21 protein-coding genes, 1 pseudogene and 1 CRISPR repeat array (1 of these 23 running past the window's edge) are annotated in these 24,793 nt (G+C 59.7%); of the genes and pseudogenes, 9 read left to right on the top strand and 13 right to left on the bottom strand.

From position 1 onward, the window contains the following. Positions 1 to 38: 38 nt before the first annotated feature. Complete coding sequence (locus AAAK34_RS03895) at positions 39 to 833, bottom strand: 3-ketoacyl-ACP reductase (RefSeq protein WP_231695382.1); 795 nt, start codon at positions 831 to 833, stop codon at positions 39 to 41. Between the two features lie 80 nt (positions 834 to 913). After that, the gene (locus AAAK34_RS03890; RefSeq protein ID WP_231695383.1) at positions 914 to 1,714 is read right to left on the bottom strand and encodes an IclR family transcriptional regulator; all 801 of its coding nucleotides are present in this window, start codon (positions 1,712 to 1,714) and stop codon (positions 914 to 916) included. 150 nt (positions 1,715 to 1,864) lie between these two features. Here AAAK34_RS03890 and AAAK34_RS03885 point away from each other — a divergent pair, with 150 nt between their 5' ends. The 6 genes from AAAK34_RS03885 to AAAK34_RS03860 all read left to right on the top strand — a co-directional run bounded on the left by AAAK34_RS03885 (position 1,865) and on the right by AAAK34_RS03860 (position 8,401). Next, on the top strand, positions 1,865 to 2,623 hold the full coding sequence (locus tag AAAK34_RS03885; protein WP_231695384.1) for an SDR family oxidoreductase: 759 nt from the start codon (positions 1,865 to 1,867) through the stop codon (positions 2,621 to 2,623). A 13-nt stretch (positions 2,624 to 2,636) separates the two neighbouring features. Next, on the top strand, positions 2,637 to 3,503 hold the full coding sequence (locus AAAK34_RS03880) for an alpha/beta fold hydrolase (protein WP_231695385.1): 867 nt from the start codon (positions 2,637 to 2,639) through the stop codon (positions 3,501 to 3,503). Between the two features lie 10 nt (positions 3,504 to 3,513). After that, positions 3,514 to 5,034, top strand: a complete 1,521-nt coding sequence (locus AAAK34_RS03875; RefSeq protein ID WP_431777765.1) for a flavin-containing monooxygenase — start codon at positions 3,514 to 3,516, stop codon at positions 5,032 to 5,034. Between the two features lie 29 nt (positions 5,035 to 5,063). Beyond that, the gene (locus AAAK34_RS03870; protein ID WP_231695387.1) at positions 5,064 to 5,837 is read left to right on the top strand and encodes a coniferyl-alcohol dehydrogenase; all 774 of its coding nucleotides are present in this window, start codon (positions 5,064 to 5,066) and stop codon (positions 5,835 to 5,837) included. A 56-nt stretch (positions 5,838 to 5,893) separates the two neighbouring features. Further along, complete coding sequence (locus AAAK34_RS03865; RefSeq protein ID WP_231695388.1) at positions 5,894 to 6,892, top strand: Bug family tripartite tricarboxylate transporter substrate binding protein; 999 nt, start codon at positions 5,894 to 5,896, stop codon at positions 6,890 to 6,892. A 183-nt stretch (positions 6,893 to 7,075) separates the two neighbouring features. After that, positions 7,076 to 8,401, top strand: a complete 1,326-nt coding sequence (locus AAAK34_RS03860) for a sulfatase-like hydrolase/transferase (protein ID WP_231695389.1) — start codon at positions 7,076 to 7,078, stop codon at positions 8,399 to 8,401. Here AAAK34_RS03860 and AAAK34_RS03855 read toward each other — a convergent pair. Next, a complete protein-coding gene (locus AAAK34_RS03855; protein WP_431777764.1) occupies positions 8,361 to 8,645 on the bottom strand; it encodes a hypothetical protein in 285 nt (94 codons plus the stop codon). The genes AAAK34_RS03860 and AAAK34_RS03855 overlap by 41 nt on opposite strands. 409 nt (positions 8,646 to 9,054) lie before the next feature. Continuing rightward, the gene (locus AAAK34_RS03850; RefSeq protein WP_231695391.1) at positions 9,055 to 10,098 is read right to left on the bottom strand and encodes an IS630 family transposase; all 1,044 of its coding nucleotides are present in this window, start codon (positions 10,096 to 10,098) and stop codon (positions 9,055 to 9,057) included. 522 nt (positions 10,099 to 10,620) lie between these two features. On the opposite strand from AAAK34_RS03850, the gene AAAK34_RS03845 reads away from it, so the two are divergent. Beyond that, entirely contained in the window at positions 10,621 to 11,172 is a 552-nt protein-coding gene (locus tag AAAK34_RS03845; RefSeq protein WP_231695392.1) for a hypothetical protein, read from the top strand. Positions 11,173 to 11,313: 141 nt separating this feature from the next. Here the strand turns inward: AAAK34_RS03845 and AAAK34_RS03840 are convergent, their stop codons facing one another. Genes AAAK34_RS03840 through AAAK34_RS03810 form a run of 7 tightly spaced genes read right to left on the bottom strand, consistent with a single transcriptional unit; the run spans position 11,314 to position 18,756 of the window. Further along, on the bottom strand, positions 11,314 to 12,072 hold the full coding sequence (locus AAAK34_RS03840; RefSeq protein WP_231695393.1) for an isochorismatase family protein: 759 nt from the start codon (positions 12,070 to 12,072) through the stop codon (positions 11,314 to 11,316). 4 nt (positions 12,073 to 12,076) lie between these two features. Continuing rightward, on the bottom strand, positions 12,077 to 13,294 hold the full coding sequence (locus tag AAAK34_RS03835) for an FAD-dependent monooxygenase (RefSeq protein ID WP_231695394.1): 1,218 nt from the start codon (positions 13,292 to 13,294) through the stop codon (positions 12,077 to 12,079). After that, a complete protein-coding gene (locus AAAK34_RS03830) occupies positions 13,291 to 13,803 on the bottom strand; it encodes a (2Fe-2S)-binding protein (protein WP_231695395.1) in 513 nt (170 codons plus the stop codon). Before AAAK34_RS03830 ends, AAAK34_RS03835 begins: the two co-directional genes overlap by 4 nt. Continuing rightward, complete coding sequence (locus tag AAAK34_RS03825; protein WP_231695396.1) at positions 13,800 to 14,663, bottom strand: FAD binding domain-containing protein; 864 nt, start codon at positions 14,661 to 14,663, stop codon at positions 13,800 to 13,802. Before AAAK34_RS03825 ends, AAAK34_RS03830 begins: the two co-directional genes overlap by 4 nt. Further along, a complete protein-coding gene (locus AAAK34_RS03820) occupies positions 14,663 to 15,451 on the bottom strand; it encodes an SRPBCC domain-containing protein (protein ID WP_231695397.1) in 789 nt (262 codons plus the stop codon). Before AAAK34_RS03820 ends, AAAK34_RS03825 begins: the two co-directional genes overlap by 1 nt. A gap of 10 nt (positions 15,452 to 15,461) precedes the next feature. Beyond that, complete coding sequence (locus tag AAAK34_RS03815; RefSeq protein ID WP_431777763.1) at positions 15,462 to 17,771, bottom strand: xanthine dehydrogenase family protein molybdopterin-binding subunit; 2,310 nt, start codon at positions 17,769 to 17,771, stop codon at positions 15,462 to 15,464. A 19-nt stretch (positions 17,772 to 17,790) separates the two neighbouring features. Beyond that, entirely contained in the window at positions 17,791 to 18,756 is a 966-nt protein-coding gene (locus AAAK34_RS03810; RefSeq protein ID WP_231695399.1) for a tripartite tricarboxylate transporter substrate binding protein, read from the bottom strand. A 146-nt stretch (positions 18,757 to 18,902) separates the two neighbouring features. Between AAAK34_RS03810 and AAAK34_RS03805 the strand changes: the two genes are divergently transcribed. Continuing rightward, positions 18,903 to 19,673: an IclR family transcriptional regulator gene (locus tag AAAK34_RS03805; RefSeq protein ID WP_231695400.1), complete on the top strand. Its 771-nt coding sequence runs from the start codon at positions 18,903 to 18,905 to the stop codon at positions 19,671 to 19,673. A gap of 6 nt (positions 19,674 to 19,679) precedes the next feature. Here AAAK34_RS03805 and AAAK34_RS03800 read toward each other — a convergent pair whose 3' ends face one another. Then, positions 19,680 to 20,723: a 2,5-dihydroxypyridine 5,6-dioxygenase gene (locus AAAK34_RS03800; RefSeq protein ID WP_231695401.1), complete on the bottom strand. Its 1,044-nt coding sequence runs from the start codon at positions 20,721 to 20,723 to the stop codon at positions 19,680 to 19,682. After that, positions 20,720 to 21,547, bottom strand: a complete 828-nt coding sequence (locus AAAK34_RS03795) for an alpha/beta fold hydrolase (RefSeq protein ID WP_431777762.1) — start codon at positions 21,545 to 21,547, stop codon at positions 20,720 to 20,722. Before AAAK34_RS03795 ends, AAAK34_RS03800 begins: the two co-directional genes overlap by 4 nt. A gap of 823 nt (positions 21,548 to 22,370) precedes the next feature. On the opposite strand from AAAK34_RS03795, the pseudogene AAAK34_RS03790 reads away from it, so the two are divergent. Next, positions 22,371 to 22,703 (top strand): annotated as a pseudogene (locus tag AAAK34_RS03790) (SOS response-associated peptidase family protein); the annotation flags it as partial. A 28-nt stretch (positions 22,704 to 22,731) separates the two neighbouring features. Continuing rightward, positions 22,732 to 24,793: direct repeats of the CRISPR family, unit length 28 nt; unit sequence TTTCTGAGCTGCCTATGCGGCAGTGAAC; it runs 672 nt beyond the window's last position.

Here is a 24,793-nt window from a genome sequence, read left to right as displayed (position 1 = left end):
ATAGGTGCAAACGTTTCCCAAGGTGATCCCAGATTGGATTACGTAGCCCGCATGATATTTAGCCCGCCCGCAATCCAGAATGACTGCCCTGTGGAATAGGGCATCAGGCCCTGGGCGAGGGTGCTGACGGCTTGGCCTACGTCAGCGGGCGTGCCCCAGCGTGGCATGGGCACGCGCCCCTGGGCGATCCATTGATCAATCACTTCGCTGCCTGCAGAAGCTGTCATGTCGGTGCGCATGAAGCCCGGGCGCACTTCGTGTACGGCAATGCCCGCGCCCGCCAACCGGGCGGCAAACAAGCGCGTGGTGGCCGACAGCGCGGCTTTGCTCACGCAGTATTGAGCGCGATCAGGTGAGGTCATTTCAGCGGCGATCGAGGTAATGAACACAATGCTGCGGTAGCGCCGGCTAGGCTCCTGTTTCAGCAACAGGTTGGAAAACGCCTGGGTCAGAAAGAAAGTGCCGCGCAGGTTGATGTCCATCGATCGATCAAAAGCTTCGGGCGAGAGATCGAGCAGGTCGGTCAGTGGGCGCGCCGCAATTCCGGCGTTGTTGACCAGGCAGGTTAAGGGGCTCTGCGGTCCGAAATCCTGCTGGATGCGCGCCAGCGTCGGGCCGTGGTTTTCGAGGTCGGCAATATCCAGCTGGTAGTAGCGGGCGCGGGCTCCTGCTTCAGACAGGGGCGCAAGCGCCGCATCGGTTTCAGGGCTGGGGGGAGGCAGGTCAATGACGGCGATATCGAAGCCGTCGCGGACCATCTGCGTGGCAATGCCCAAGCCCAAGCCGCGCAGACCGCCGGTCACGATAGCAACGGCTTTGGTGGTGGTGTTCATAGTGTTTATCTCCTGAATTGAATTGAATTGAATTGACGTGAATTGACCTGACTGGATGCGCTGGCTCTCGGCAACACGGTTTATTCGATGTACTCCGACATGGCGCGTGCGGTTCTTAGCAGCCGGGGTGCCAGCTCCTTGACTCGATCGGCATGCAGCCGTTCCTCAATGGCCGATATGGACACAGACATATACGGCGGGCGCGTGGCGGATGGTATGGGTGCGGCCATGCCCGCAATGCCGGGCATGACGATGTTCTTTCCGGAGCAGTAGCCCAGGTTTCGCACATCCTCGATCTTGTCGCGGATCTGCCGCTCCAGATGGTGGCGACGCTCCTCGACCCAGTCGCTGGGAGCATCCAGCACCAGCTTGTTGATGAGGCTGTTGCGCTCAGACTCCTCCAGCTGGGCCAGCAGCGCCAGCCCCGAATAGCTGGCGGTAAAGGGCTTGCTGTCGTTAACGGCCACGAGATGCGTGCGGATCGGGTAACTGCCCTCGGCACGCAACAGGTAATGCACGCCGTCGAACTTGCGAAGCGCCACATACACCACGTCGCCGCAGTGATCGGCCAGTTCCTGCGCCAGCACGCGGATGGCGCTCAGGTCCCGTATCGGGTGCGGCGCAGACAGACCCAGTGAAAACAACGCCGTACCTAACCGGTATCGCTTGTCCGCACCCTGCGTGACGTAAGCCACGGCGGCCAACTCGCTCAGCAAACGGTGCACCGAGGGGCGGGCGATGCCGGTATCGACAGCGATGTCTTTGAGGCGCGCACCCGCTGCACCCTGTGTCGAGATGGCACGCAGGATGCTGGCCACGCGCTCGACAACCTGGGGGCGTTCGGGCTGGCTGGGCGGATCTGGCTTCACGGGTTGTTTCATCTCATCTTCAAATAAGTCCATTAAACGGACTTTTAAGTTTACCTAAAAATCGCAGAAACACATAAGATCGCGTCCATAAATCTGATCCATATCAAATTTTGGGTCTCTTCTGAAAATTAAGAGTCTGTTTAACGGACTATTTGGAGAAATATGAACAAGAGGCTGAAGCAACAAGTGGCCATCGTGACGGGCGCAGGCGGATCCATCGGGATGGCCGTGTGCCGTGCCTTGGCGCGCGATGGGGCCGATGTTCTGGCCGTGGACCTGAAGCCGGCCGCAGCCGAAGCGGCCGCTGAAGCCGTGCGTGCCGAAGGCCAGAGCGCCCACGCATTGGCGGGCGACGTGAGCGACCGGGCATTGGCCCCGCGCGCTGTGGCAATGGCTTTGGAGAAATTTGGGCGACTGGATATTCTGGTCAATAACGCGGGCATGGGCAGCGCCATGCTTCCGCTATGGGACATCGACATTGACGCCTGGGAGCGTGATATTGCCGTCAACCTCACCAGCCAGTTCCTGATGTGTCGCGCTGTGGTGCCGCACATGGTGGCTGCAGGTTATGGCCGCATTCTGAACGTGGCTTCCGCCGCAGGCATGGAAGGGCACGCACTCAGTGGCGGCTACGCAGCGGCCAAGGCCGGGGTGATCGCCATGACCAAGACACTGGGCAAAGAACTGGCAAAAAAGGGCGTGATCGTCAACGCCATCGCGCCGGCGCTGATCGAGACCGGGCTGCTGGCGAGCGACTGGTTCAACCCCCAACTCAAGGCCGAACTGCTGGGCCGAATTCCCATGGGCCGTGCAGGCCAACCCGAGGAAGTGGCCGAAATGGTGGCTTTTCTCGTGAGCCCCGCGGTGAGCTTTTCCACGGGCGCCGTCTTCGATCTTTCTGGTGGCCGTGCCACTTACTGACTCTCTGACCAACATGCAACAAAACCTGAATCAACTCGCGCTGCGCGAGACCGCCTCGATACTGGTAGATGGTGTGTCCGTCACCTATCACAGCGCCGGGCGCGACGATGGCCAACACCCCGTACTGGTGATGGTGCACGGAAGCACCGGCAGCACGGACAGCCATTACGGCTTTCTGTTCCCCATGCTGGGCTTTCGCCAGCGTGTGGTTTCGGTCGATCTGGCGCCGCCGCCCACCGGTGCGCTGACCCTTGCCCAGCTGGTGGCACAGGTGAGCGCGGTAATTGACGTGGTGCGCGAGCAAACCGGTGGGCAACCAGTGAGCCTGATGGGCTATTCGCTGGGTGCGGTGGTGGCGGCCAGCCTGGCGGCACAGCAGCCCGAAGCGGTGCGTCAGCTGATTCTGGTGGCGGGCTGGATGAAGACCGATGCCCACCAGCGCTTGCGCAACGGCATCTGGCGCGAACTGCGCCAGGCGGGGCTGGCCACGATCCGCAACTACATGCTGTATTGCGCCTTCAGCCCAGACTTCATCGCCGCGCGCACACCCCAGGAGCTTGAGGGCATGGCCGACAAGATTGGTCTTGACCGCTTCGTCGATCTGCAAATGGCGCTGAACACAGAGATCGACATCACGGCCCAGGTGCCGCAGATCCAGGCACGCACGCTGATCGTCGGATGCACCCATGACCAGATGGTGCCCAAGTCGCATAGCCAGCAATTGTTTGGCGCGATCGACGACGCGCGTTACACCCAGATCGACTCCGGCCATGGCGTGGTGTTTGAGCGGCCCGCAGAACTGCTGCGCCATATCGACGCCTTTTTGCAGCAACCAGACGCTTACCCGGCAGGCAGTGTGATCCCCACAGCCAAGCCTTGAAGGAGACATGATGAAACAGCAAGAGATTTATACGGACATCCTGATTGTCGGCGCCGGCTTTGGCGGCCTGGGCATGGGCATACAGCTCAAGCGCCGGGGCACCCAGGACTTTCTCATCATTGAGCGCGCGGGTGACGTGGGCGGCACCTGGCGCGACAACCACTACCCAGGCGCGGCCTGCGATGTGCCTTCGCACCTGTATTCGTTTTCCTTCAGGCTCAACCCGAACTGGTCGCAGGCTTTTTCGCCCGGCCAGGAAATTCAGCAATACATGCGTGACTGCGCGCGCGAGGAAGGGCTGCTGGAGCACTTGCGTTTTCACACCAACATGACGGATGCGCGCTGGAACGAAGCGCAGCAGCAATGGCAGGTTCAGACCAGCCAAGGCCTGTATGTCTGCCGGGTACTGATCGCCTGCCCGGGTCACCTGGCCGACGAGCATCTACCAGAGATCGACGGACTTGCGGATTTTGAAGGCGAGGTGTTTCACTCCGCGCGCTGGAATCACGCTGCCGACCTTCAGGGCAAGCGCATCGGCGTGGTGGGCTCAGGCGCTTCGGCGATTCAGGTGGTGCCCGAGATGGCCAAAGTGGCCAGCGAGTTGGTGGTGTTCCAGCGTAGCGCGCCTTACATCATTCCGCGTGCCAACCGGGCCTTTACCGAAGGCGAAAAACGCGCCTTTGCCCGGATTCCCGGCCTGATGGAAAAAATGCGCGCGGAAACCTTCTGGGGTGGCGAGTTCAACTTTGCCCAGCGCCGCAATATTCCACGTTTTGTGAACGAGGCACGTGAAATGGCGCTGGCACACCTGCACAACCAGGTCAGCGATGCCACCCTGCGCGCGGCACTGACGCCGCAATACGAAATCGGCTGCAAGCGCGTGCTGATCTCCAACGACTACTTCCCCACTTTCTTGAAGAACCATGTGCGGCTGGAAGCCTCTGCGTTGGCCAAGGTCGAGGGCAAGCACGCTGTTGCGGCCAGCGGCGAGCGTTACGAACTGGACGTGCTGGTCTGCGCCACCGGCTTCGAGGCCACGCGCCCGCCGTTTGCCAAACTCATCCGTGGCCGCGATGGCATCAGCCTCGACGAGCACTGGAGCCGGGGCATGCAGGCATTTGACTCCATTGCGGTCAGCGGCTACCCGAACTTGTTCATCATCAACGGCCCCAACACGGGACTGGGGCACAACTCTGTCGTCTACATCATCGAGGCACAGGTCGATTACATCCTCGGCGCACTGGACTATGCCCGTCAGCAGCAAGTGGCCACGCTAGAGGTTGATGCTGTCGCCGAAGAACGCTACATGAGCGCGCTGGATGAGCGGGCCCAGGGTTCGGTCTGGCTCGCAGGTGGCTGCAAAAGCTGGTACGTGGACGAGCGCAGCCGCCGCCTGACGCTGGTGTGGCCCGACTTCGCCTACGCCTTCCGCGAGGCCAATGGCCACTTCCACAGCGAAGGCTATGTGGCGCGCAAGGCCGATGCGCCACAGGTACCAGTGTCATCAGTCGCCGAAGCCATTGAAGCCTGAGCTTGCAATCATTCCCAGGAGACCATCAAATGCAGCAGAACAACACCATCGTCGTCACCGGCGCGGCTTCAGGCATTGGCGCAGCCACCGCCCGCTTGCTGGCGCAGCAGGGTGCCAAAGTCATCGCCGTCGACAGGAATCAGCCGGCCGAGGCCGTCGGCCAATTTATCCAGGCAGATCTGTCTGAACAGGCCAGCATCGACCGCCTGATCGCTGCATTGCCGGCGGGCATCAATGGTCTGGCCAACATCGCAGGGCTCCCGCCCACACGTCCACCTGAAGACGTCCTCAAGGTCAACCTCGTCGGCCTCAAGTACCTCACAACCCAGATCATCCCCAAGCTGGCCGAGGGCGCGGCCATCGTCAACCTGGCCTCGCTCGCAGGCATCGGCTGGCCGCAGGCGTTGCCTGCGATCCGAGCCAGCGAATCCCTGGACTTCGAGGGCGTGCCCGCGTTCTGCGCGCAGCACGGCATCGTGGGCGCTCGCAGCTACTTCTTCTCGAAAGAGGCGTTGATCGCGTGGACCATTCAAAACCGCTGGACCTGGCGTGAGCGCGGCATTCGCATGAACTGCATCAGCCCCGGGCCGGTGGACACCCCCATCCTCGGAGACTTTCTGCAAACCCTGGGCGCCCGAGCTGAAGAAGACAGTCGCGTGATGGACAGACCCGGCCGGCCCGACGACATCGCACCCGTGGCGGCATTCTTGCTGTCCCCTGCCTCAGGCTGGATTCGCGGCGCGAACATCCCCGTCGATGGCGGCATGCACGCTCACGTGCTCAGCGAAATGAACGGCCTGTAAGAAGAAGCCACCAAGACCTGAACAACACACTGAATACTTTGAACAAGGAGATAAACATGACCATGATCACTCGCCGCCGACTGCACCGTCTTACACAAGCCACTCTGTTGACCCTGGCGGCCCAGGCAGGCTCCATGGGCCTCATGAGCACAGCCCACGCCGATGCAAGCCCGGCACGCATCATCGTCGGTTTTCCGGCAGGCGGCGGCTTCGACGCCGTGGCCCGCATGCTGGCTGACAAGCTGCGCGTGGAACTGAAGCGCCCCGTCATGGTTGAAAACCGTCCGGGCGCCGGCGGGCGGCTGGCCATGGAAACGCTGAAGGCTGCACCGCGCGATGGCAGCGTCGTCATGCTGGGCCCGGAAGCCCTGGTGTCGCTGTATCCCTACACCATGCGCAAGCTCAACTACGACCCGGCCAAGGACCTGACCCCCATCGGCACCGTTAGTGAATTCCCGTTCACCTTCATCACCGGCACCAACCCGGCAGTCAAGAGCCTGGCTGAATACGTCGCCTGGGCGCAGAAGAACTCCGACAAAGCGAACTACGGCGTACCTGCGCGGGGATCCCAGCACCACTTCTTCGGCATTCTGCTGGGCAAGACCATCGGCATCAAAATGGAAGACATCCCCTACCAGGGCAGCGCTCCCATGCTTGTTGGCGTGATGGGTGGACAGATCAGCGCAGGTATTGATGTGCTGGGCAGCTCGCTGGAGCAGCACCGCGCAGGCAAGACGCGCGTCGTGGCGGTTTCCTCGCCGCAGCGCGTGCCGCAACTGCCAGACGTGCCCACTTTTGCGGAGCTGGGCTACCCGGACATCACCGGCATGGGCTTCAACGCGCTGTATGCCCCCTCTGGCGTCAGCAAGGAAGTCGTCACCACCTGGAGCAATGCCTTGATGAAGGTCATGGCAGACCCCAGCGTTCGTGACCAACTCATGCAGCAAGGCTCCATCCCTGTGGGCAAAGGCCCTGAAGACCTGGCCGAGCGTGGCAGGAAAGCCGCGATGCGCTGGGCGCCCATCATCAAGGAATCGGGATTCGTGGGTGATTGAGACAGGTGGGGATCGCCTTCCGTAGCCAACGCCCGGATCGCCAGTTCCCCCACACCAGCCAACTTGGCCTGGCCTTTTTTCACCTTCCGGTGAACCAGCCAGGCCTCTTGCATGGCGCTTGTGGCTCAATACGCCACAAGCGCTTCATAGCTCCAAGAACACCTTCACCCGCATGACGCACCCATGAAACGCCCCAACATCATTTTTGTCGTTGCCGATGACCTCGGTTTTGCCGACCTGGGTTGCTACGGTGGCCGTGAAGCATCGTTCGGCCCGGTCTCGCCCGAGCTGGACAAGCTGGCAGCACGCGGGCTGCGCCTGACCGAGGGCTATGCCAATTCGCCGGTATGCTCCCCCACCCGCTTTGCCATGATCACCGGCCGCTACCAGTATCGCTTGCGCGGCGCCGCCGAGGAGCCCCTTCACAGCAAGAGCCGCGGCAGCACCACCCTTGGACTGCCGCCCGATCACCCGACGCTGCCCTCACTGCTGCGCGAAGCCGGCTACCGCACGGCGCTCATCGGCAAATGGCACCTGGGTTATCCGCCCACATTCGGGCCCATGAAGTCGGGCTACGAAGAGTTTTTTGGCCCCCTGTCCGGTGGCGTAGACTACTTCACGCACTGCACCGGCGGCGGCACCCACGACCTGTATTTTGGTGAGGCCGCGCATTCAGAAGAGGGCTACCTCACTGACCTGCTCTCACGCCGCGCCGTGGACTATGTGGAGCGCATGGCCGAGGGCGCCCGAAATGGCCAGCCGTTTTTTCTGAGCCTGCACTACACCGCGCCTCACTGGCCCTGGGAGACGCGCGACGATGCGCATCTCTCCAAGGAGGTCAAGTCCAACCTCTTTCACCTGGCTGGCGGCAATGTCGACACCTACCGCCGCATGATCCATCACATGGACGAAGGCATAGGCTGGATCGTCCGCTCCCTGGAAGAGCAAGACCTTCTGGAAGACACGCTCATTGTTTTTACCAGCGACAACGGCGGAGAGCGCTTTTCCGACAACTGGCCACTGGTAGGCGGCAAGATGGACCTGACCGAAGGGGGCATTCGCGTGCCGTGGATTGCGCACTGGCCGGCGGTTATTCAACCCGGCTCGGTGAGCGAGCAGCATTGCCTCACCATGGACTGGTCCGCCACCATGCTGGAGCTTGCCGGCGCGCAACCCGCGCCTGGTTACGACTGGGATGGCGTGTCACTGCTGCCGGTGCTGAAAGACGTTGGCAACGTCTTCGAGCGCACCATGTTCTGGCGCATGAACCACCGCGGCCAGCGCGCTATGCGAAAAGGCCGCTGGAAGTACCTGCGCGTAGACGGCCACGACTACCTGTTCGACATCCAGAATGACGCGCGCGAACGGGCGAACCTAGCCAAGCTTGAACCGGAACGCCTGAAGGACATGCGGGCAGAGTGGGAGACTTGGCAGGCCAGCATGCCGGCGATCCCGGAAGATGCCACAGTCAGCCTGGGTTATTCCGTCGCCGATATGCCTTCGCGTTGAGCGGACTGCGGAAATCACTGGCCTTTGCAATGCCGCCCAACTGTGAGGCGGCATACACACCGCCGGCATGGGCAGATGCGGCTCGCAACTTCTGATGAGCAGCAGCTTCTTCGCCGTTGGTTTCAACTGCGGCATCCATCTTGGATTGCACCGACCACATGAACGCACTGTTGCCCTGCGACTTCAGCATCATCTGGACACAGTTGAACAGCGGCCTCTGCAGCCCGCCATCACTGATGGGCATCCCGTAGGGACATTCACCCCACCCGATTTGGCCCGCCTGGTTTCAATCCACGCCCGCCATCACTGACGGGCGATCCAGTCTGGAGCCTAAGCGGTTGTTTCCTATTTCACAGTTTCAATCCACGCCCGCCATCACTGACGGGCGATCCATGTCTCGCATCGCTATGCCATGGAGCGCATGGAGTTTCAATCCACGCCCGCCATCACAGACGGGCGATCCACGTTCAGGGGTGCGGGTGTTGCGGTTGTGTCTGGTTTCAATCCACGCCCGCCATCACTGACGGGCTATCCAGTAGGCATTGGTCGGCGCGCCGTTGAGAACGCTGTTTCAATCCACGCCCGCCATCACTGACGGGCGATCCGTCCGTTGACGCCTACGCCGCCATTACTATTGATCCGGCGGGAATTATTCATGAGGCTGCATAGGCGACATGCTTGTCGCCAAAGTACTTCTTGACCCGCTCTGGCGTGTTCTGCAGCATTGTCATGTGTTCAGTGGCTGCAGCGCGCAGCTTGGCTTTGGTTCTCACTGGGACTTTGCTGCCAATCGCGTGCTTCAGATCTGCGTTCAGCCGCTCCTCTGGGTTGAGCTCGGGGCTGTAGCTGGGCAGGTAAAACAACTCAATGTCCTCTTTGTGCAATGCCGCCCACTCTTTGACCGGCTTGCTGTGGTGCACCCTCAGGTTGTCAAGAATCAGGAAGATCTTCTTGCCCTGCGCGTCCTTGATCAAGGCCTGCATAAACTCGATCAGCTTGTCGGCATTGAACGCCTGATCAATGATCATCCAGCGCGTCTTACCCTGGTTCGTGACGGTGGCAATCATCGAAAGCTTTTGCCGTGTTCCACCCACTGCCCGCGTCACCGGTGTTTGACCGGCGGGCGCGTAACTTCTGCCACGCACATCCGTGTTGACCAGGGCTGTTTCATCGCCCCAATGGATCTCTGCGCCTTCACGCTTGGCCCTGGCTTCAATGGCAGGGTATTCATCTTCGAGCCACGCCTTGACGGCCTCAGGTCGCTGTTCGTAAGCTTTCTTGATCGGCTTTTGCGGCGTAAAACCCCAACGTGCCAGATAGTCGCCCACTGAACGCACAGATAGTTTCAGCCCCAGGTCGCGCTCGATGAGTTCGCGCACGGCGGGCCGGCTCCAAAGCGCAAACTCCATCTTGATCTGCTCGGGGCGTTTGTCGATGATGGTCATTCGAATGGCGCGTTCTTGCTCAGGAGTCAGGCTGCGTCCACTACCGGGCTTCTTGCCCCTGGCGTGGGGCTTGAGTGCAGCCGCTCCGCCTTGCTCGAACAGGCGCAGTGCAGCGTTGACACCAGACCAACTGAGCCCGGTTTGCTCCACGATCTGCATCACGCCGACTCCTTTTCGATGCAAACGGATAACTTGCTTGCGCCGTTCTTGCAGCACTTCCCGCGACTGCTTGCGTGCGTCTTCTTTTTCCATGAACTTTGGAGTCAGGTCATCAACAAAAGTTCATGAATAAATTATGCCGAGTCTATAGGTTGACTGACTGACCGACCGACTGACTTTGGTTGTCCTACCCAGCGCCAGAAGTGTGGTAAAGCTGGCGCCTGATCAACAGGACAAACGCAGCGCGATCAGCAGAAGGCCTGCTGTTGGGCATACACGGGGTACAACAGCTTATTGCGCTAGATGTAGTCGGCAATCGCGGCGTTCATCCAGCGGCACTCGCGAGCCACGATGGGCCGTCCTCGAATTCGAACGCAACGGACCGCGCAAGCCAGTGCCCAGACAGGTCGCACCAAACATGCCAAGCACGCCCGTGGCCATCCAGAGCATGACTGTCCGAGATTTGGTGACTGGCCTGCGCGCTGGCGGGGAGTAACACCTCCACTCCGGCAAAAGCAATCCGCAGTCGTTCAAAACTGCGGACGCGGGTTCAATTCCAATTTGCGAAATCAAACCCAAGTCCGCAAATGTAGAGTTGCGAGGGATAGGCCACCCATGACGACCAAGCACTGCGCTTGCTGCGGCATCCCCTTCGTGCCCCGCCCTCAAGTTCCGGACCAGGCCTTCTGTTCAGCACCCGTCTGCCAGCGTGCCCGCAAGCGCCAGTGGCAACAGTCCAAGCTCCAGTCCGATCCCGACTACCGGATCAACCAACGCGCCGCCCAGCAGGCGTGGTCGCAACGCCATCAAGACTACTGGCGCAACTACCGCGGCGACCGGCCCGAGTACGAGCAGCGCAACCGCGAGCAGCAGCGGCTGCGTGATGCCCGCGAGTCAGATATCGATCTTGCAAAGATGCTGCCTGACTTCGATGTCCACGAGCAATGGATCAGAAAACCACAAGCCGACGCCCCGCTGTGGGCTTTTTTTGTGGCCGGTGATGGCGGCTACATGAGGCCACCCAACAAAAAATCATGCTACTGTTTAAATAGCATGGTTTCCAATGCCTGTAGGGGCTTATTTGGTGGCGCAGCTTGGCAGGAGAATGGACGCGGTATCTTGTGGCTCGCCGCGTCGATGAATGAAGCGCGGAAATCGTCCTGTTGACGGGGGACATGCGCCCCGTTTGTGGAACCCCGCTCAATCCCGGCGCCCGCAGATCGTTGAAGCGACGTGAGCAGGTGCAATCAGACTCTTCGCTTCGTCTTTGCAACACCGAAATGTCCGAACCGATTGCCATCTGCATCTCTAGCGCAACGGGAAAACCGCGATTTCGGCACTTACTGCGTCAGCCGAAGTTGCGTCGTGACGCTTTCGCAGGAGTTGCTCCGCAAGATCGTCGGTCGTCATCACATCCGCGTACTTGCTGGCCATGTCGAAGAGGTTTACAGCATGCGAGGTTTGCGAGCGATCGTAGACGGCGTCTTGAGGAACGACCACCTTGAAGTTTAGTGCGCAGGCATCGACTACGGTTGCGCGCACGCATCCGCTGGTTGTACAGCCAGTGACGACGAGTGTGTCGACGCCTAGCCCAATTAAGTAGCTTGTCAATGCAGTTCCATGGAATGCGCTAGCCTGGAACTTGGGGATTGTGATGTCTTCGGGGTGTGGCTGAATCTCGGCAATGAATTCGTAGCCTCGCTGGGGCACGTCCATCACGCCAGGCACTTTCGTTTCAAACTGTCCGCGATTGTGCTCCCCCTTCTGCGCTACATAAGGGTAGAGTACCGGTGCGCGGAGCTCTCGGAATACCGACAGCAGCCGTGCGATATGTGGTACCGCACGCCAGCCGTATATGCCGCAACTTGTGGACATCTGGTCGATCGCCTGTTGGATTGGCAGCGGGGTTTCGCCCATCGAGCGGTACTGCACATCTATGATAAGAAGGGCAGGTCGGCGTCCAATGCCGCTGGTCGCTCCCCAGCCGGCTTGACGATAGAGCTCCTGTTCTTCTTTCGGGATGATGCCGTCCCAGGGACGAGTGCGGTGGTCGAGTGGAGTGGTCACGGCGTTAGATCTCCGCAGTAGTGGCGTCGTAGGCGAGCAGCCAGTCATATCGTTCTCGAACCGCTTGCGGCGACCATTGCTGCTCGATGTAAGGCCACGCTGTCTCACGGCTTGTCAGCGCTGGACTGTGAAAGACTGACAGCATTTCCAGGGACTTTGCTTTGGTGCGGTTGGCGCGTTCGATGCGAGCAACGTCGTACCTGCGCAGCGCGTCTTCCACATCGTTCGGCCACTGTTCGAGGCAGCGAGATAGAACATAGGCGTCCTCCATCGTCAGGTTCACGCCCATGCCAAGATAAGGAGTCATTGAGTGACAGGCGTCGCCCACCAGCGTCACTCGGCCTTCGGACCATTGATCGAGCGGGTCACGCACGAAGAGGCCCCAACGGAACAGATTCTCGGAGTTGATGAAAAGATCCAAGATGTCTTGGTGCCAGCCTTCAAAGTCCTTGAGGGCCTCGGATAGCTCGCCAGGCTCGGACCAGGACTCGGTCTGCCAGGTCGGGCTGTCGACCTGCGCCGAGAAGCTCACGAACTCCTCACCGTTGCGCTGCACGGGATAAGTCGTAACGTGGGCGGTGGGTCCGATCCAAGTCGAAGCGAGCGGCGTGCGATGCTGGGGTTTGAGCTTGTCCATGGGCGCCAGGCCGCGCCACGCGTTTGCCCCCGTGTAGCGGGCGGGTGCCGGGCCGAAAAGGGCTTGGCGTACACACGAGTGCGCCCCGTCGCAACCTACGACAACGTCGCCCTCGACCACAGAGCCATCTTCCAAGATCAGTTGCGCCCGACCATCGACTGTACGCGCGCCGGTCGATCGGACGCCGAAGTGAACGGCTTCGGGTTTGAGCTTGATCACAGCCTCGTAGAGCACCCGCTGCAACTCCGCTCGCAGCACTTGGATGAGCGTGTGGTCTGCTTTGGACACATCTTCATCTCGGAAGTAGACGGAGCGCTGTTCGCCGGTTCTCCAGAAGCGCACGACTCGGTCTTGCGGCGGTAGATTGATGGCATCCACGGCCCCCCTGAGGCCAAGTCTCTCCAACACGCGGTCGCCGTTGGCAGAGATCCACAGGCCTGCGCCGACCTCGCGCAACTCGGGTGATTGCTCGTACACGTCTACGTCAAAGCCTTTTTGAAGCAGCGCGATCGCAAGTGTGAGTCCTCCCATCCCGGCGCCGGCGATGATCACGTGCAATGGCACTGGCTGTTTCGATTCCGTCATTGATTCTCCATTTGATAGCGCGAAGGGTTGTGAATGAGGTCAAGAATTGCCTCAATGATCTTGACGTAGCCTGTGCAGCGGCAGATGTTGCCGTGCAGGTAACGGCGAATGGTTTCTTCCGAGGGCTGATCGTAGAGTGAGAGCATCGACTTCACCGCGAGAATCATCCCCGGAGTGCAGAAGCCGCACTGCAACGCTCCGTGGACGATGAAGGCGCGTTGTATGGGATCCAGCTGCTTACCCTTGACAAGGCCTTCGATAGTGGTAACGGTTCGCCCTTGGACATCTGTGCAGAGCGTGGTGCAACTCGACACGGGCAATCCGTCGACCAGCACCGTGCACGCGCCGCAAACTTGCACATCACAGGAACGCTTTGTGCCCTTGAGGTGCAGGCGATCGCGCAGGACGTCGATCAGGAGATCGCGTGGCTCGATGTCGATGGACGTACTAGTGCCGTTGAGCATCATGTCAACGCGCGTGAGCGGGAAATCGGTCGTTTGTGCGTTCATGGGAGACAGGCAGCAATAGCGCGTTGTGCAAGCACGGAAACTAGATGGCGCTTATATTCCGCGCCGCCATGAAGGTCATCGTGAACGTCAAGGCTCGCAGCGTCGGTAGCGACCGCTACTTCCAAGCGCTCCCACACAGCTTCTATCGGCAAATCAGGAGCTAGCCGGGCCGCAACCTCCTCGGTCCGCGCGAGCCGTGCCGGCGCGGCCGTGAGTGCGCCAGCCCAAAGGCTCAGCCGCTGAGGGTTGTCGATGGACCAGACGGCGGCCACACCTACGGCAGGGCGCTCCGTATGTCCGAAGCATCGATAGGCAGAGCGCGTTCCCGGCGACTGTGGTGCCACCTCGATCGCCACCAGAAGTTCTTCGTCCTCGCGCGCGGTGGCGAACTCGCCGAGATGGAAATCTCTCGATGAAACTTCGCGCTCTCCGTTTTGGCCAGCCAATACGACCCAAGCATCGAGTGCACACAACATGGTAGGGGCATCGGCGTGAGGCTCGCCGAAGCAGAGCACGCCACCAAGCGTGCCGGCGATACGCACGCGGATGTTGGCTACTTGCTCGCTCAGTTCGGCGTAGCCTGGTAGATACTCGCGCACCAGGGGATCGTTAGCGATCGCGTGATGTGTGGTGAGTGCGCCAATAGAGAGGATGTTGCTTTCGCGAATTCGGATCCCACGGAGCTCCTCTATTTGCTTAATGTCGATGATGTGCTCATAGCGCAGCACATGCGCTTTCAGCGCCACGAGCAGCTCGGTCCCTCCCGCGTGAAAAGTCGCATGATCTCCGTACTCATCCTTGAGTGCCAAAGCATGGGAAAGACTGGTGGGTCGATGTAGCGTGAAACGTGCGAGGCGCATCAGTCTCCTCGCTGTCCAAGTCCTGCTGCGATGCCGAGCAGCGGTGCGACCAACCACCACCACGGCGACTGGCCAAACGCGACAGCGCCATGCGCCACGGCTATGCTGACACCGACACTGATGCCCACGCGCGGCCAAAGGAGAACGAGCTCGATGCGCTGGTGGCGTGGGTGAGTGCCTGCGACTGGAGAAGGCGTAGGTGGGCGGAGAGGGTCCACAGCAGTCTGCTGTGGCGCAGCTTGCTGGACTGGCTCGAGCGCTGGCGTGACGGGGAGCCGTATTTCAGGGGCGGCCACGGGTGCTTCTGGTTGCTGCACTTCGACCAAACCGACGCCCGACAATTGCGCACGCAATCGTCGCTCAAACTCGGCGAAAATTTCTTCCGATCGCTTCTTCACGATGGGATAACCGAGCGAGGCTAAGCGTCCAGCAACCTGCATACTGGCGTCGATGTGTAGTTGACAGGCCGTGCCGCTGTCCGCACGCTGTTCAGCCAAGTCGACTTTCATGCGTACATCGATCGTCGTGCTTGTGAACTTATCGATTCCTGAGGCCACAAGCACGACTTGCTGCTGCGGAATGTGCGATTCGATCTCGATGCGCGTCGGAACCTCGAGCTTGAACGGACCGATTTTCTGCTTCATCACCGCCGAGAAACGCCGCAGTGGCTCAACCTCGGTGACCTGTTCGCAGCCTGGAATGAGCGCAGCAACCCGCTCCACATCGAAGAAGATGGCCCACAGCTCGGCGGCAGTTGCTGGCAGGATAGCGTCGATTCGGAAGTCCATACGTCTTTAGTCAGTAGGTTGTGTCGGCCTTCGCGGCCTTCAGTGCGCGCCATACGCGTTCGGGCGTGAGCGGCAGTTCCCTGATTCGGATGCCCCAGCCTTGGAATAACGCATTCGCTACGGCTGGTGCGACGGGAAGTATTGCGCCTTCTCCACCGCCGCGTGCGCCGAAAGGTCCAGGACCATCGCCGCTTTCGATGAGCGACGTGCCCACGTACTGCGGGATATCGTCCATTGTCGGAACCTTGTAGTCGAAGAGCGTGCCATTGACGACTTGACCGTCCTCGTAGATGTATTCCTCTGCCAGCGTGTGGCCTAGACCCATGACCATCGCACCTTCGTCCTGCCCCTCAGCGGCTTTTCGGTTGATCACATGGCCTAGATCGGCAGCGCCTCCGACGCGCAGCATGCGGATGGCGCCAGTGCCTTCGTCGAGCGCAATCTCGCAAGCGTTCGAACCCGTCTCCCAGAACAAAGGCGCGAGCTTGAACGCGCCATTCTTGGTGTTTGCGTTGACGCGACCTACGCCCAAGAACTCCCCCGCCGCCATGCCGTTGAAGCGACGCAGCAGTTCGATAAACGCGATGAATCCTTCTGGTCCACTTACGCCACCGTCCTCGATCTCATAGTCCTCGAGAGCGCCACCAAGCAGGTGCACAGCCATCTCCCGCACCTGTCGCACCACGTCTTCGCAAGCCATTTGCACAGCTAACCCGATAATCACTGTGGAACGGCTCGCACCCGTGCCCCAGTCGTAGGGTGCCTGCAGCGTGTCAGGCTCAGCGGCGGCGATAACGCGCAGCGGTTGCCTTAGTACCTTTGCCGCGATGATGCGTTGTACGCCCCTATTGCCTTGTCCGATTTCTACTGTGTTGGCCGAGATGTTGACTGAGCCGTCCGCACGTAGGCGCACGATAGCTCCGCCGATGGGCATGATTCCAGGGTCGCTGGCGCCGACCGCTACCCCGCGACCACGCCGACCTTCGTGGACCGGTTGCGGCAAGTTTTCCAGGGTGCTGATGGCTGCGCGCAGAGAGCGGCGCATGTCCACATCTAGCGGGCGTAAGTCGGGTTTGATCGTCTGCCCTTTGTCGGCCATGTTGAGAAGGCGGAATTCGACCGGATCGCGCCCCAAGGCGGCAGCGATGATGTCCATCTGAGATTCCGTCGCCCACACGGCCTGGGGCCCACCGATGGAGCGAAACGCTGCGCCGGGTACAGTGTTCGTATAAACACCCACTGCTTCAAGTTTGAGATTGGGAATGTGATACGGTCCGATCGCGCGAATCGCCGCTTTCACTGCAATTGCGGGCCCGGTGTCGGCATAGGCACCTCCGTTAAGCACCGCGCGCACGAACTTGGCGACGATGTGGCCGTCGGAGTTCACCGCAGTCTTGAGAGTAATTTGCGCATCGAGCCGACGGCATGTAAGCATCGACTCCGAGATCGATAGACATAGCCGCACCGGAGCGCGCGCCTTCCACGAGAGCGCCGCTGCCAACGGGTCGATCTTGACTGATGCCTTGCCGCCGAAGCCGCCGCCGACGTATGGGGAATGCACGCGTACGCAGGCGAGTGGCACACCTAGTATTTCGGAGCACACTCGCTGGACAGCAGTGGGTGTCTGACCGCCGCTCCACATCTCCAGCGTATTGGGTTTCCAGTGGGCGACGCAGACGTGTGGCTCCATCGCGAAGTGAAAAACCATTGGAAAGGTAAAGGTGTCCTCGAACACGCGAACATCCCCGGCGAAGGCCGATTCAACGTCTCCGCTGGCGTAGTTCCACTGCTGGAACTGGTTCGTTCCTCGTATCGGTGCGCATTCGCCGCGGAAATAATAGTCTTTCAGTACTTCCATGTCCTCGTGGACCAGCGGCGCCCCTTCGGCTAGTGCCTCAGCCGCCGTGGTGACGTATGGCAGTGGCTCGTAGTCCACGTCGATCGCATCAAGTGCTGCTTCGGCAGTGGCTTCGTCGATGGCCGCGACAGCTGCTACTGGGTCTCCAACATAACGGACTTTGCCCTGAGCAATTACGGGGCGATCGCGCAAGGACAGACCCCACCGCGTATGCGTGCCGGGCAGGCTTTTCAGATCTTCACCAGTGAGAACGGCGACCACTCCCGGCATTGCTAGCGCTTCGCTCGCATCTATATGCCGGATGCGCGCGTGGGGCACCGTGCTGCGCAGGATCTTGCCGTGCAACATGCCTGGAACCTCCACATCACTGGCGAAGGTCGCCGTGCCGGTGACCTTCAACAAGTAATCGGCACGAGGCTCTTCATGGAGTGGTAACGATGGCTGATGGTGGGAGGGATGCATGTATGCCAGGCCAGTGCTCTCAGTCCTCGAGCGAAATCTTCGAGCGAGAGATCACATCACGCCACATAGCAGTTTCGGCGGCTTGACGCTTGACGACCTCAGCCGGAGTGCTTGATGTCGGCTCGACGCCGACCCCGCCCAGACTGTTCTTGACCTCCGCCGAAGCCATGGTTTTCGCGACTTGCGGGACGAGCTTGTCCATTACGCTCTTGGGGGTGCCCGCTGGAGCATAGAGCGCGAACCAAGTCACTGCCTCGAAGCCAGGCAGCACTGTCTCCGCCAATGTCGGCACTTGAGGTAGGGCGACGGAGCGCTTCGCAGTTGTGACGGCCAGAGCCTTGAGCTTGCCGGACTTGATGTGGGAGAGGACCGCCGGTCCCTGCTCAATCGCCATCACTGTACGACCAGCGATTAGGTCGATCACCATTGGGCCGCTACCCTTGTATTGCACAGCGAACACGTCGACACCCGCATGCTGCTTGAACAACTCCATGAACACGTGCTGCGAGGTGCCCTTGCCTGCGGAGGCATATCCGAATTTTCCGGGGTTGGCCTTAAGGTAGGCAATCAACTCTTGAATAGTGTTAACCGGCAGCGTTTCAGGGACGACCACATACGAAGGGTTGAAGCCCAGCAGCGAGACCGGTTCGATGCGCTCATAGACCTCCTTCATGCGCCCACTTAGTAGCGGCAGTACTGAGAACATAGATGAGGCGCCGATGAGCAACGTGTGCCCGTCAGCAGGCTGGCGCGACGCATACTCGGCGCCAATGATTCCGGAGGCGCCTGCACGGTTCTCGACCACAGTCGCTTGCCCTAGTTCGTTAAGCCCGTTTGCGACTGCACGCGCATAGAGATCGGTCGCGCCGCCAGGCGGATAGGGCGCCACGATCATGATCGACTTGCTAGGAAACGTCTGCGCCTGCACAGCGGCTGCCAGACCGATCGCGCATAAGGCGGTCAACCACTTTTTCCATTGACGCATGGGCTCGGCTCCTTGAAGAAAAGATGAAGCTAAAGCTCCTGGCGACGCATTCTCTGGAGTGCAATGCAATTCCGCGCAAGAGAACATCATTCTGTTCAGCAGCACGATACAATGTCAAGTAGTTTTTTCGCTAGGTTGAGCTATTTATGCTGCGAGGATCGGAAACAGAGCGCGAATCTGGCGCAAAGCCCGACAAGGGCGGTGGTGTGGCCGCCGTCGAGCGGGCTTTTGCCATACTCAACGCCTTTCGGGTAAGCGATACGTCACTTACGCTCAACGAGATCGCGTTGCGCACCGGCATGTACAAGAGCACCATCTTGCGTCTCATCGCAACGTTGGTGCAGGAGCACTGCATGGTGAGGCTTGACGATGGCAGTTACCAACTCGGCTCTATGTTGTTGCATTGGGGCGGCCTGTATCAGGCTGCGCTGCGTCTGGACGATCATGTCCCGCCGATCCTGCGGCGCCTCGTGCAGGAGACTGAAGAGGGTGCATCCTTCTTCACGCGCGAGGGCAACCTCCGTGTGTGTCTGTTTCGCGTCGACTCGCCTCGTTCGATCCGCGATCACATCCGCACCGGAGACCTGTTGCCTCTGGATCGGGGCGCTGCGGGCCGAGTGCTTGCAAGCTTCGATCGTACGTACACGCCGCCGGAGAGCTTTCCTGCGAATCCGTGTATCGTGACAGTCGGTGAGCGCGAGCCTGACATCGCAGCGATCGCGGCACCGGTGTTCGGACCACTCGATAGTCTGCGCGGCGCGCTGGCGGTTTCAGGGCCAGCAGCGCGCTTTTCTAACGATCTTTTGCCCAGCCTAAGACAGGCAGTGCTCCGAGCCGCAGCCGACCTGACGCGCCGTCTGGGCGGTGACGCTACGCGTCTAGAGCATGAGCGAGTCGGCTCGCTGACGACGGTCTAAGTCTATTCAGACGGAGCCATGTATCCGCATCTCGGGGTGGATCACATCACCGTCGTGCAGGATTTGCACGTCGTCAAGCCAGAGGCTACAGCGGCGCATGGGTAGATCGAGATGACAGGCGGTGTCGTTGGTGCCCCCGAGTTCGAGATTGGGGCCAAGTGAAAACAGCACGTTGCCGTAGAAAGCGAGTGCGTTCATGACGTGCTCAATCGGTAGTTGGCGCGTTACAGAGAACTGGTACCAGCGCGCCTTTTCATTCAGCCCCCAGCCGATGTGCGAGATCGCGTAGGCCCTTGGATCATTGAAGCTGTCTATGTAGCTTTTGATGAGCTGTGCATCTAGCCCGTCGCCAGCGATGTCGATCACCATCCCCTTTTTCACGCGCAGCGTCACGGGTGTCTGCACATATTGCTTGAACGCGCAAAGAATGTCGCCTGGCTGCAGTACCACGACACCGTCGACGCCACCATCGTTGCCCTGCGTGAACGAAAAGCCCGACGGAAAATGATCCCAACGGCCCGACTCGTAGGTGTAGCCATACTCTGAAATCACTGGATATTGGCCGAGCTGGTAGACGATGTCCGTACCTGCGTCAGAGGTGAAGCGAAGCTGGCGGGCTTCCTCGAGCAAGCTCTTGGCATATTCCACGCGGCGGCGCAGATCCTCCGTTGGGAACATTTGCTTGAGAACGTGGAAAGGCTCCATGACGCGCAGGATGCGCACGCCAGCCGCTTGGATCTCGGCCTGCTCACGAGAAAAGAGCAAGCCTACCATGTCTATTACCATGTTCGCGGACTTGAGGGTGTGCATGGCAAGTTGGTTGCCCACGAGAGGGTGGCGTCCCTGCACACCCACAGCATTGCGCTGACCACGTCGAACATTGAGGTTAAAAGTGGTCGCTCCGAGTTGTCCGGCGGCGGCCATGAACGCATGTGCGTTTTCCGCTCCCTCATCGTCCGCCGTGAGCACGACAACCGTTTCGTCCGGCTTCACGCCGCAGAGGGTCAGTTCGCGAGTGAAGAGTTCTAAGATTTCGGCATCTATTTTCATGAAGCGAACCTGTCGGTGTCCAATTTCTGATTACGGAGCATCGCGCCCAGCGCGTCACTGAACGCTGCGAAGTCTTCGGCCTGCATCTGATGGCCGACACCGGCTAGTCGAGCGGCGCGTAAATCTGTGCGCACGCGGCGCATATCAGCGATGTCTGCGTCAGACACGACATCGCCGAGGCCCGCCGCAAGTAGCGACACAGGCATAGACGTGCGTGCCAGGTCAGAGAACAGATCCTGGGAGTGGAACTCGTCATAGGCAACATGCACGGCACGTTCGTCACACGTCGGTAGCCATTCGGAGCGTAGTCTTAGAAGATCATCTGGCCACGGTTTGGCGCCGCTCGTCTGCACCGCCGGAAGGTCTTCGGCACGCCGCGCGGATCGCAAGAGCTTCAGGGTGCGAGACTTGGATATCGGGTATGGCCTGCGCCCCGGTCCACTCGTAGGAGGATCGAGGAGGATGAGTGACTCAAACAGCTCCGGCGATCTGCAGGCTGCGCGCACGGCGATGCGTGCTCCCATTGAATGCCCGACGATGGCTAAGGGGCTCAGCTTCAGGGCACGCACGAATTCCACAAGATCGTCTGCGCATGCATCGAAGCCGTAATCGAGGTGCGCACCGGATTCCGATAGGCCTCGGCCGCGCACGTCCAGTACGAAGCAGTTATGGGTCCTGCAAAGCCATTCGCCGACGTGACGCCAGAGGATGGCGGGACTTACGATGCCCGGCACGATCAGCACGCGAGAGCCCACGCCCGCAAAGTGAAGGTAGTGCTGGCGAATGCCGTTAGCCCAGATGTGAGCGCCCGAAGTGAGAGTCAAAGGTCTTCCCCGCACATATCCTCAGAGCACATGGTTGCCGCGTACGCACGAGCGCCACAGATACGGCGACCTTAGATCTGCTCAAAGTCGATAAATTCTATCAAACAAAATGACATTCTATTTTCTCCATCATGCCTGTCAAACTTGTTGTCTCTGACTGATCTCCATCCTGGGGTGGTTCTGAACAGCGCGCTGTTGGATTCATGGCGTTGTTTGGCCTGATGGAGGAGCTACCGAAACTGTAAGAGGAAGACCAGCAAGAGCGACTGCGCGACCCCGTTGCCTGCCATCGTGCCGGTGCCCATGAACTGGAGTTACTTTAGATTTGACGGCGAGGCATGTCATATATGACTTTCTCAAGCGCGACAATACTTCCCTTCTTGCGCACTGACTTCGAGTCGATCAGCGTCGAACAGGGGACGTCACGCTCGATGTCGCTCTTCACCCTGATGTAGGCGACTTTGCGACGCTGACGGGGTTGCTGGCCGAATGGCGTGTGTTGGTGTCCACTCCTGGACGCCATCGCCATCTAATCACTTGAGTCCGTAACAGTGCAGCGGGGTGAGCGTGCTGACGGCGCGCCGGGTGCGCCGCTGCGGGTGTACCGACTGATCACTGGGTAGCAAGGGGATTTTTTCGCTGGTTTCGCCGGCGCGGTTCAACTGCAATTGCTTGTCACGGCACTAATTTCGCTAATTTCACCGGCAGATTCCAAAGGGATGACAGCGCTTACAACTCGCCAGTCTCCATAATTTCCCGGCGATGATCTTGGAGATGGCCCGGATCTTCCGCCGGCTTCATGTAGATCACGCGGCCTGAAGAGGTGGCGACCAAGCCCTCCTACCGAACGGCCTGGGCCAAGGGGCAGCGCTGCATCATTCCGGCCACTGACTTTGATGAGCCCTACTGGGGCACAGGGAAGAACATCTGGTGGCGTTTCCAACGAAAAGACGGATTGCCGTGGGGACTGCCTGGGCTCTGGTCGACCTGGGTGGATCGCACCACGGGCGAGATTCATGAGAGCTACACGATGCTCAACGTGAGCGCAGGTGACCACCCGGTTGTGCGATACATCCAAAAACCTGACCCGAAGCTGGCGCCTGATCAACAGAACAAACGCAGCGTGATCAGCATAGAGCCCGGTAACATGGACCAGTGGTTGGTCGGTATCTCTTCGTCGTCGCTTTCTGAGCTGCCTATGCGGCAGTGAACCGAACAACAGCGCGAAGATGAGTAGGCCAAGAATTTCTGAGCTGCCTATGCGGCAGTGAACGTATCCCCGATGCGTTCTATGGACACCACGAGTTTCTGAGCTGCCTATGCGGCAGTGAACTCGCCCGCATAGTGATAGAGCACGCTCTCGACTTTCTGAGCTACCTATGCGGCAGTGAACTCTGCCACCTGGGACTATCGGCGCACTCTTTGATTTCTGAGCTGCCTATGCGGCAGTGAACCAGAGAAAACCTGTCCAATGCTGCGCTCGCACTTTCTGAGCTGCCTATGCGGCAGTGAACTTATCCCCACCGTCACGGACGTATTGCTTGTACTTCTGAGCTGCCTATGCGGCAGTGAACGAGGACCGGTTGAAATCGTCAGCGCCGTGATTTTTCTGAGCTGCCTATGCGGCAGTGAACATCTCTCTTGGCCTTCCGAATTTCTTCGGCTTTTTCTGAGCTGCCTATGCGGCAGTGAACGTTGCAAGGCCAAAAAGCAAGAAGCCCGCACTTTTCTGAGCTGCCTATGCGGCAGTGAACCCGCTTGGCTTATCTGATGGCCATCGGGGTGATTTCTGAGCTGCCTATGCGGCAGTGAACGCAGTGCGCGGCTATTGTGAGCGAGCGCAAGATTTCTGAGCTGCCTATGCGGCAGTGAACAACTCCGGCCACGGCGCATTCGCGGCTTTTGTTTTCTGAGCTGCCTATGCGGCAGTGAACGGCGCACAGTCCAGCCCTCACCAGCTTGACGTTTTCTGAGCTGCCTATGCGGCAGTGAACTGCGCTCGCGTGAGCGTTGCGACGATGGGCAATTTCTGAGCTGCCTATGCGGCAGTGAACGCTATTCGGGGTGTAGTCTTGCCGTCTTGGCTTTTCTGAGCTGCCTATGCGGCAGTGAACGCATGGCTGTCTCCATAAAAAAGCCCTCGCTATTTCTGAGCTGCCTATGCGGCAGTGAACTTTGCTTCCGCGCCGTAGACGAATTGCTCGATTTTCTGAGCTGCCTATGCGGCAGTGAACGACTGTACGACCTATGCGCGTGGCGGCAGTGTTTTCTGAGCTGCCTATGCGGCAGTGAACCCGATAGTTCACGGCGTTGCCTGACTTGTACTTTTCTGAGCTGCCTATGCGGCAGTGAACGCATCAGAAAGCCACTTCCTTTCCGCTTTAAATTTCTGAGCTGCCTATGCGGCAGTGAACCATGGCTGTCTCCATGAAAAAAGCCCTCACTATTTCTGAGCTGCCTATGCGGCAGTGAACGATCCGTGATGCCGCGATGCTTGGCGTCACCCTTTCTGAGCTGCCTATGCGGCAGTGAACGGCTACACGCTGATCGGCGCAGCCACGGTCACTTTCTGAGCTGCCTATGCGGCAGTGAACTGCTGGATTGCTGGTGCCCGGTGTTGTGTCGTTTTCTGAGCTGCCTATGCGGCAGTGAACGCATCCTGCAATCACCGCACTCAACGCAACCATTTCTGAGCTGCCTATGCGGCAGTGAACGCGGACGCTAGATGTCAAAGTGGCTGGTTTCTTTTCTGAGCTGCCTATGCGGCAGTGAACACCGACTCACCGCCTTCCGCTGCTCGTCGTGGTGTTTCTGAGCTGCCTATGCGGCAGTGAACGAGTATCACGCTTGAGCAAACGCCCTCGCAAGTTTCTGAGCTGCCTATGCGGCAGTGAACCGGCCTGGCAGGCGTATCGTTCTGCTTCGTGCTTTCTGAGCTGCCTATGCGGCAGTGAACGGCTGCGTGGAGCCTTTCCTACGGCTTTTGTCTTTCTGAGCTGCCTATGCGGCAGTCAACGAAAATATGTGTTGAAGTGTCTTACCGTTTGCTTTCTGAGCTGCCTATGCGGCAGTGAACGTGCCAGTCTTGACCGCGACAGCTCACGGCTATTTCTGAGCTGCCTATGCGGCAGTGAACCCAGCAGCGCAGCTTGGACCTGCTATACCAGTTTTCTGAGCTGCCTATGCGGCAGTGAACGCCCGCAGTGAGGGCCGCGCTGAAGTCCGGGCTTTCTGAGCTGCCTATGC

It is taken from the genome of Ottowia caeni (genome assembly GCF_050821495.1).
Lineage (GTDB): Bacteria > Pseudomonadota > Gammaproteobacteria > Burkholderiales > Burkholderiaceae_C > Ottowia > Ottowia caeni.
This window is presented reverse-complemented; position numbering and strand designations above follow the sequence as displayed.

Bases quoted from the DNA above. Each gene is read 5' to 3' on its own strand.
- AAAK34_RS03895 (WP_231695382.1), bottom strand. From the start codon at position 833: ATGAACACCACCACCAAAGCCGTTGCTATCGTGACCGGCGGTCTGCGC.
- AAAK34_RS03890 (WP_231695383.1), bottom strand. From the start codon at position 1,714: ATGAAACAACCCGTGAAGCCAGATCCGCCCAGCCAGCCCGAACGCCCC.
- AAAK34_RS03885 (WP_231695384.1), top strand. From the start codon at position 1,865: ATGAACAAGAGGCTGAAGCAACAAGTGGCCATCGTGACGGGCGCAGGC.
- AAAK34_RS03880 (WP_231695385.1), top strand. From the start codon at position 2,637: ATGCAACAAAACCTGAATCAACTCGCGCTGCGCGAGACCGCCTCGATA.
- AAAK34_RS03875 (WP_431777765.1), top strand. From the start codon at position 3,514: ATGAAACAGCAAGAGATTTATACGGACATCCTGATTGTCGGCGCCGGC.
- AAAK34_RS03870 (WP_231695387.1), top strand. From the start codon at position 5,064: ATGCAGCAGAACAACACCATCGTCGTCACCGGCGCGGCTTCAGGCATT.
- AAAK34_RS03865 (WP_231695388.1), top strand. From the start codon at position 5,894: ATGACCATGATCACTCGCCGCCGACTGCACCGTCTTACACAAGCCACT.
- AAAK34_RS03860 (WP_231695389.1), top strand. From the start codon at position 7,076: ATGAAACGCCCCAACATCATTTTTGTCGTTGCCGATGACCTCGGTTTT.
- AAAK34_RS03855 (WP_431777764.1), bottom strand. From the start codon at position 8,645: ATGCCCATCAGTGATGGCGGGCTGCAGAGGCCGCTGTTCAACTGTGTC.
- AAAK34_RS03850 (WP_231695391.1), bottom strand. From the start codon at position 10,098: ATGGAAAAAGAAGACGCACGCAAGCAGTCGCGGGAAGTGCTGCAAGAA.
- AAAK34_RS03845 (WP_231695392.1), top strand. From the start codon at position 10,621: ATGACGACCAAGCACTGCGCTTGCTGCGGCATCCCCTTCGTGCCCCGC.
- AAAK34_RS03835 (WP_231695394.1), bottom strand. From the start codon at position 13,294: ATGACGGAATCGAAACAGCCAGTGCCATTGCACGTGATCATCGCCGGC.
- AAAK34_RS03830 (WP_231695395.1), bottom strand. From the start codon at position 13,803: ATGAACGCACAAACGACCGATTTCCCGCTCACGCGCGTTGACATGATG.
- AAAK34_RS03825 (WP_231695396.1), bottom strand. From the start codon at position 14,663: ATGCGCCTCGCACGTTTCACGCTACATCGACCCACCAGTCTTTCCCAT.
- AAAK34_RS03820 (WP_231695397.1), bottom strand. From the start codon at position 15,451: ATGGACTTCCGAATCGACGCTATCCTGCCAGCAACTGCCGCCGAGCTG.
- AAAK34_RS03815 (WP_431777763.1), bottom strand. From the start codon at position 17,771: ATGCATCCCTCCCACCATCAGCCATCGTTACCACTCCATGAAGAGCCT.
- AAAK34_RS03810 (WP_231695399.1), bottom strand. From the start codon at position 18,756: ATGCGTCAATGGAAAAAGTGGTTGACCGCCTTATGCGCGATCGGTCTG.
- AAAK34_RS03805 (WP_231695400.1), top strand. From the start codon at position 18,903: ATGCTGCGAGGATCGGAAACAGAGCGCGAATCTGGCGCAAAGCCCGAC.
- AAAK34_RS03800 (WP_231695401.1), bottom strand. From the start codon at position 20,723: ATGAAAATAGATGCCGAAATCTTAGAACTCTTCACTCGCGAACTGACC.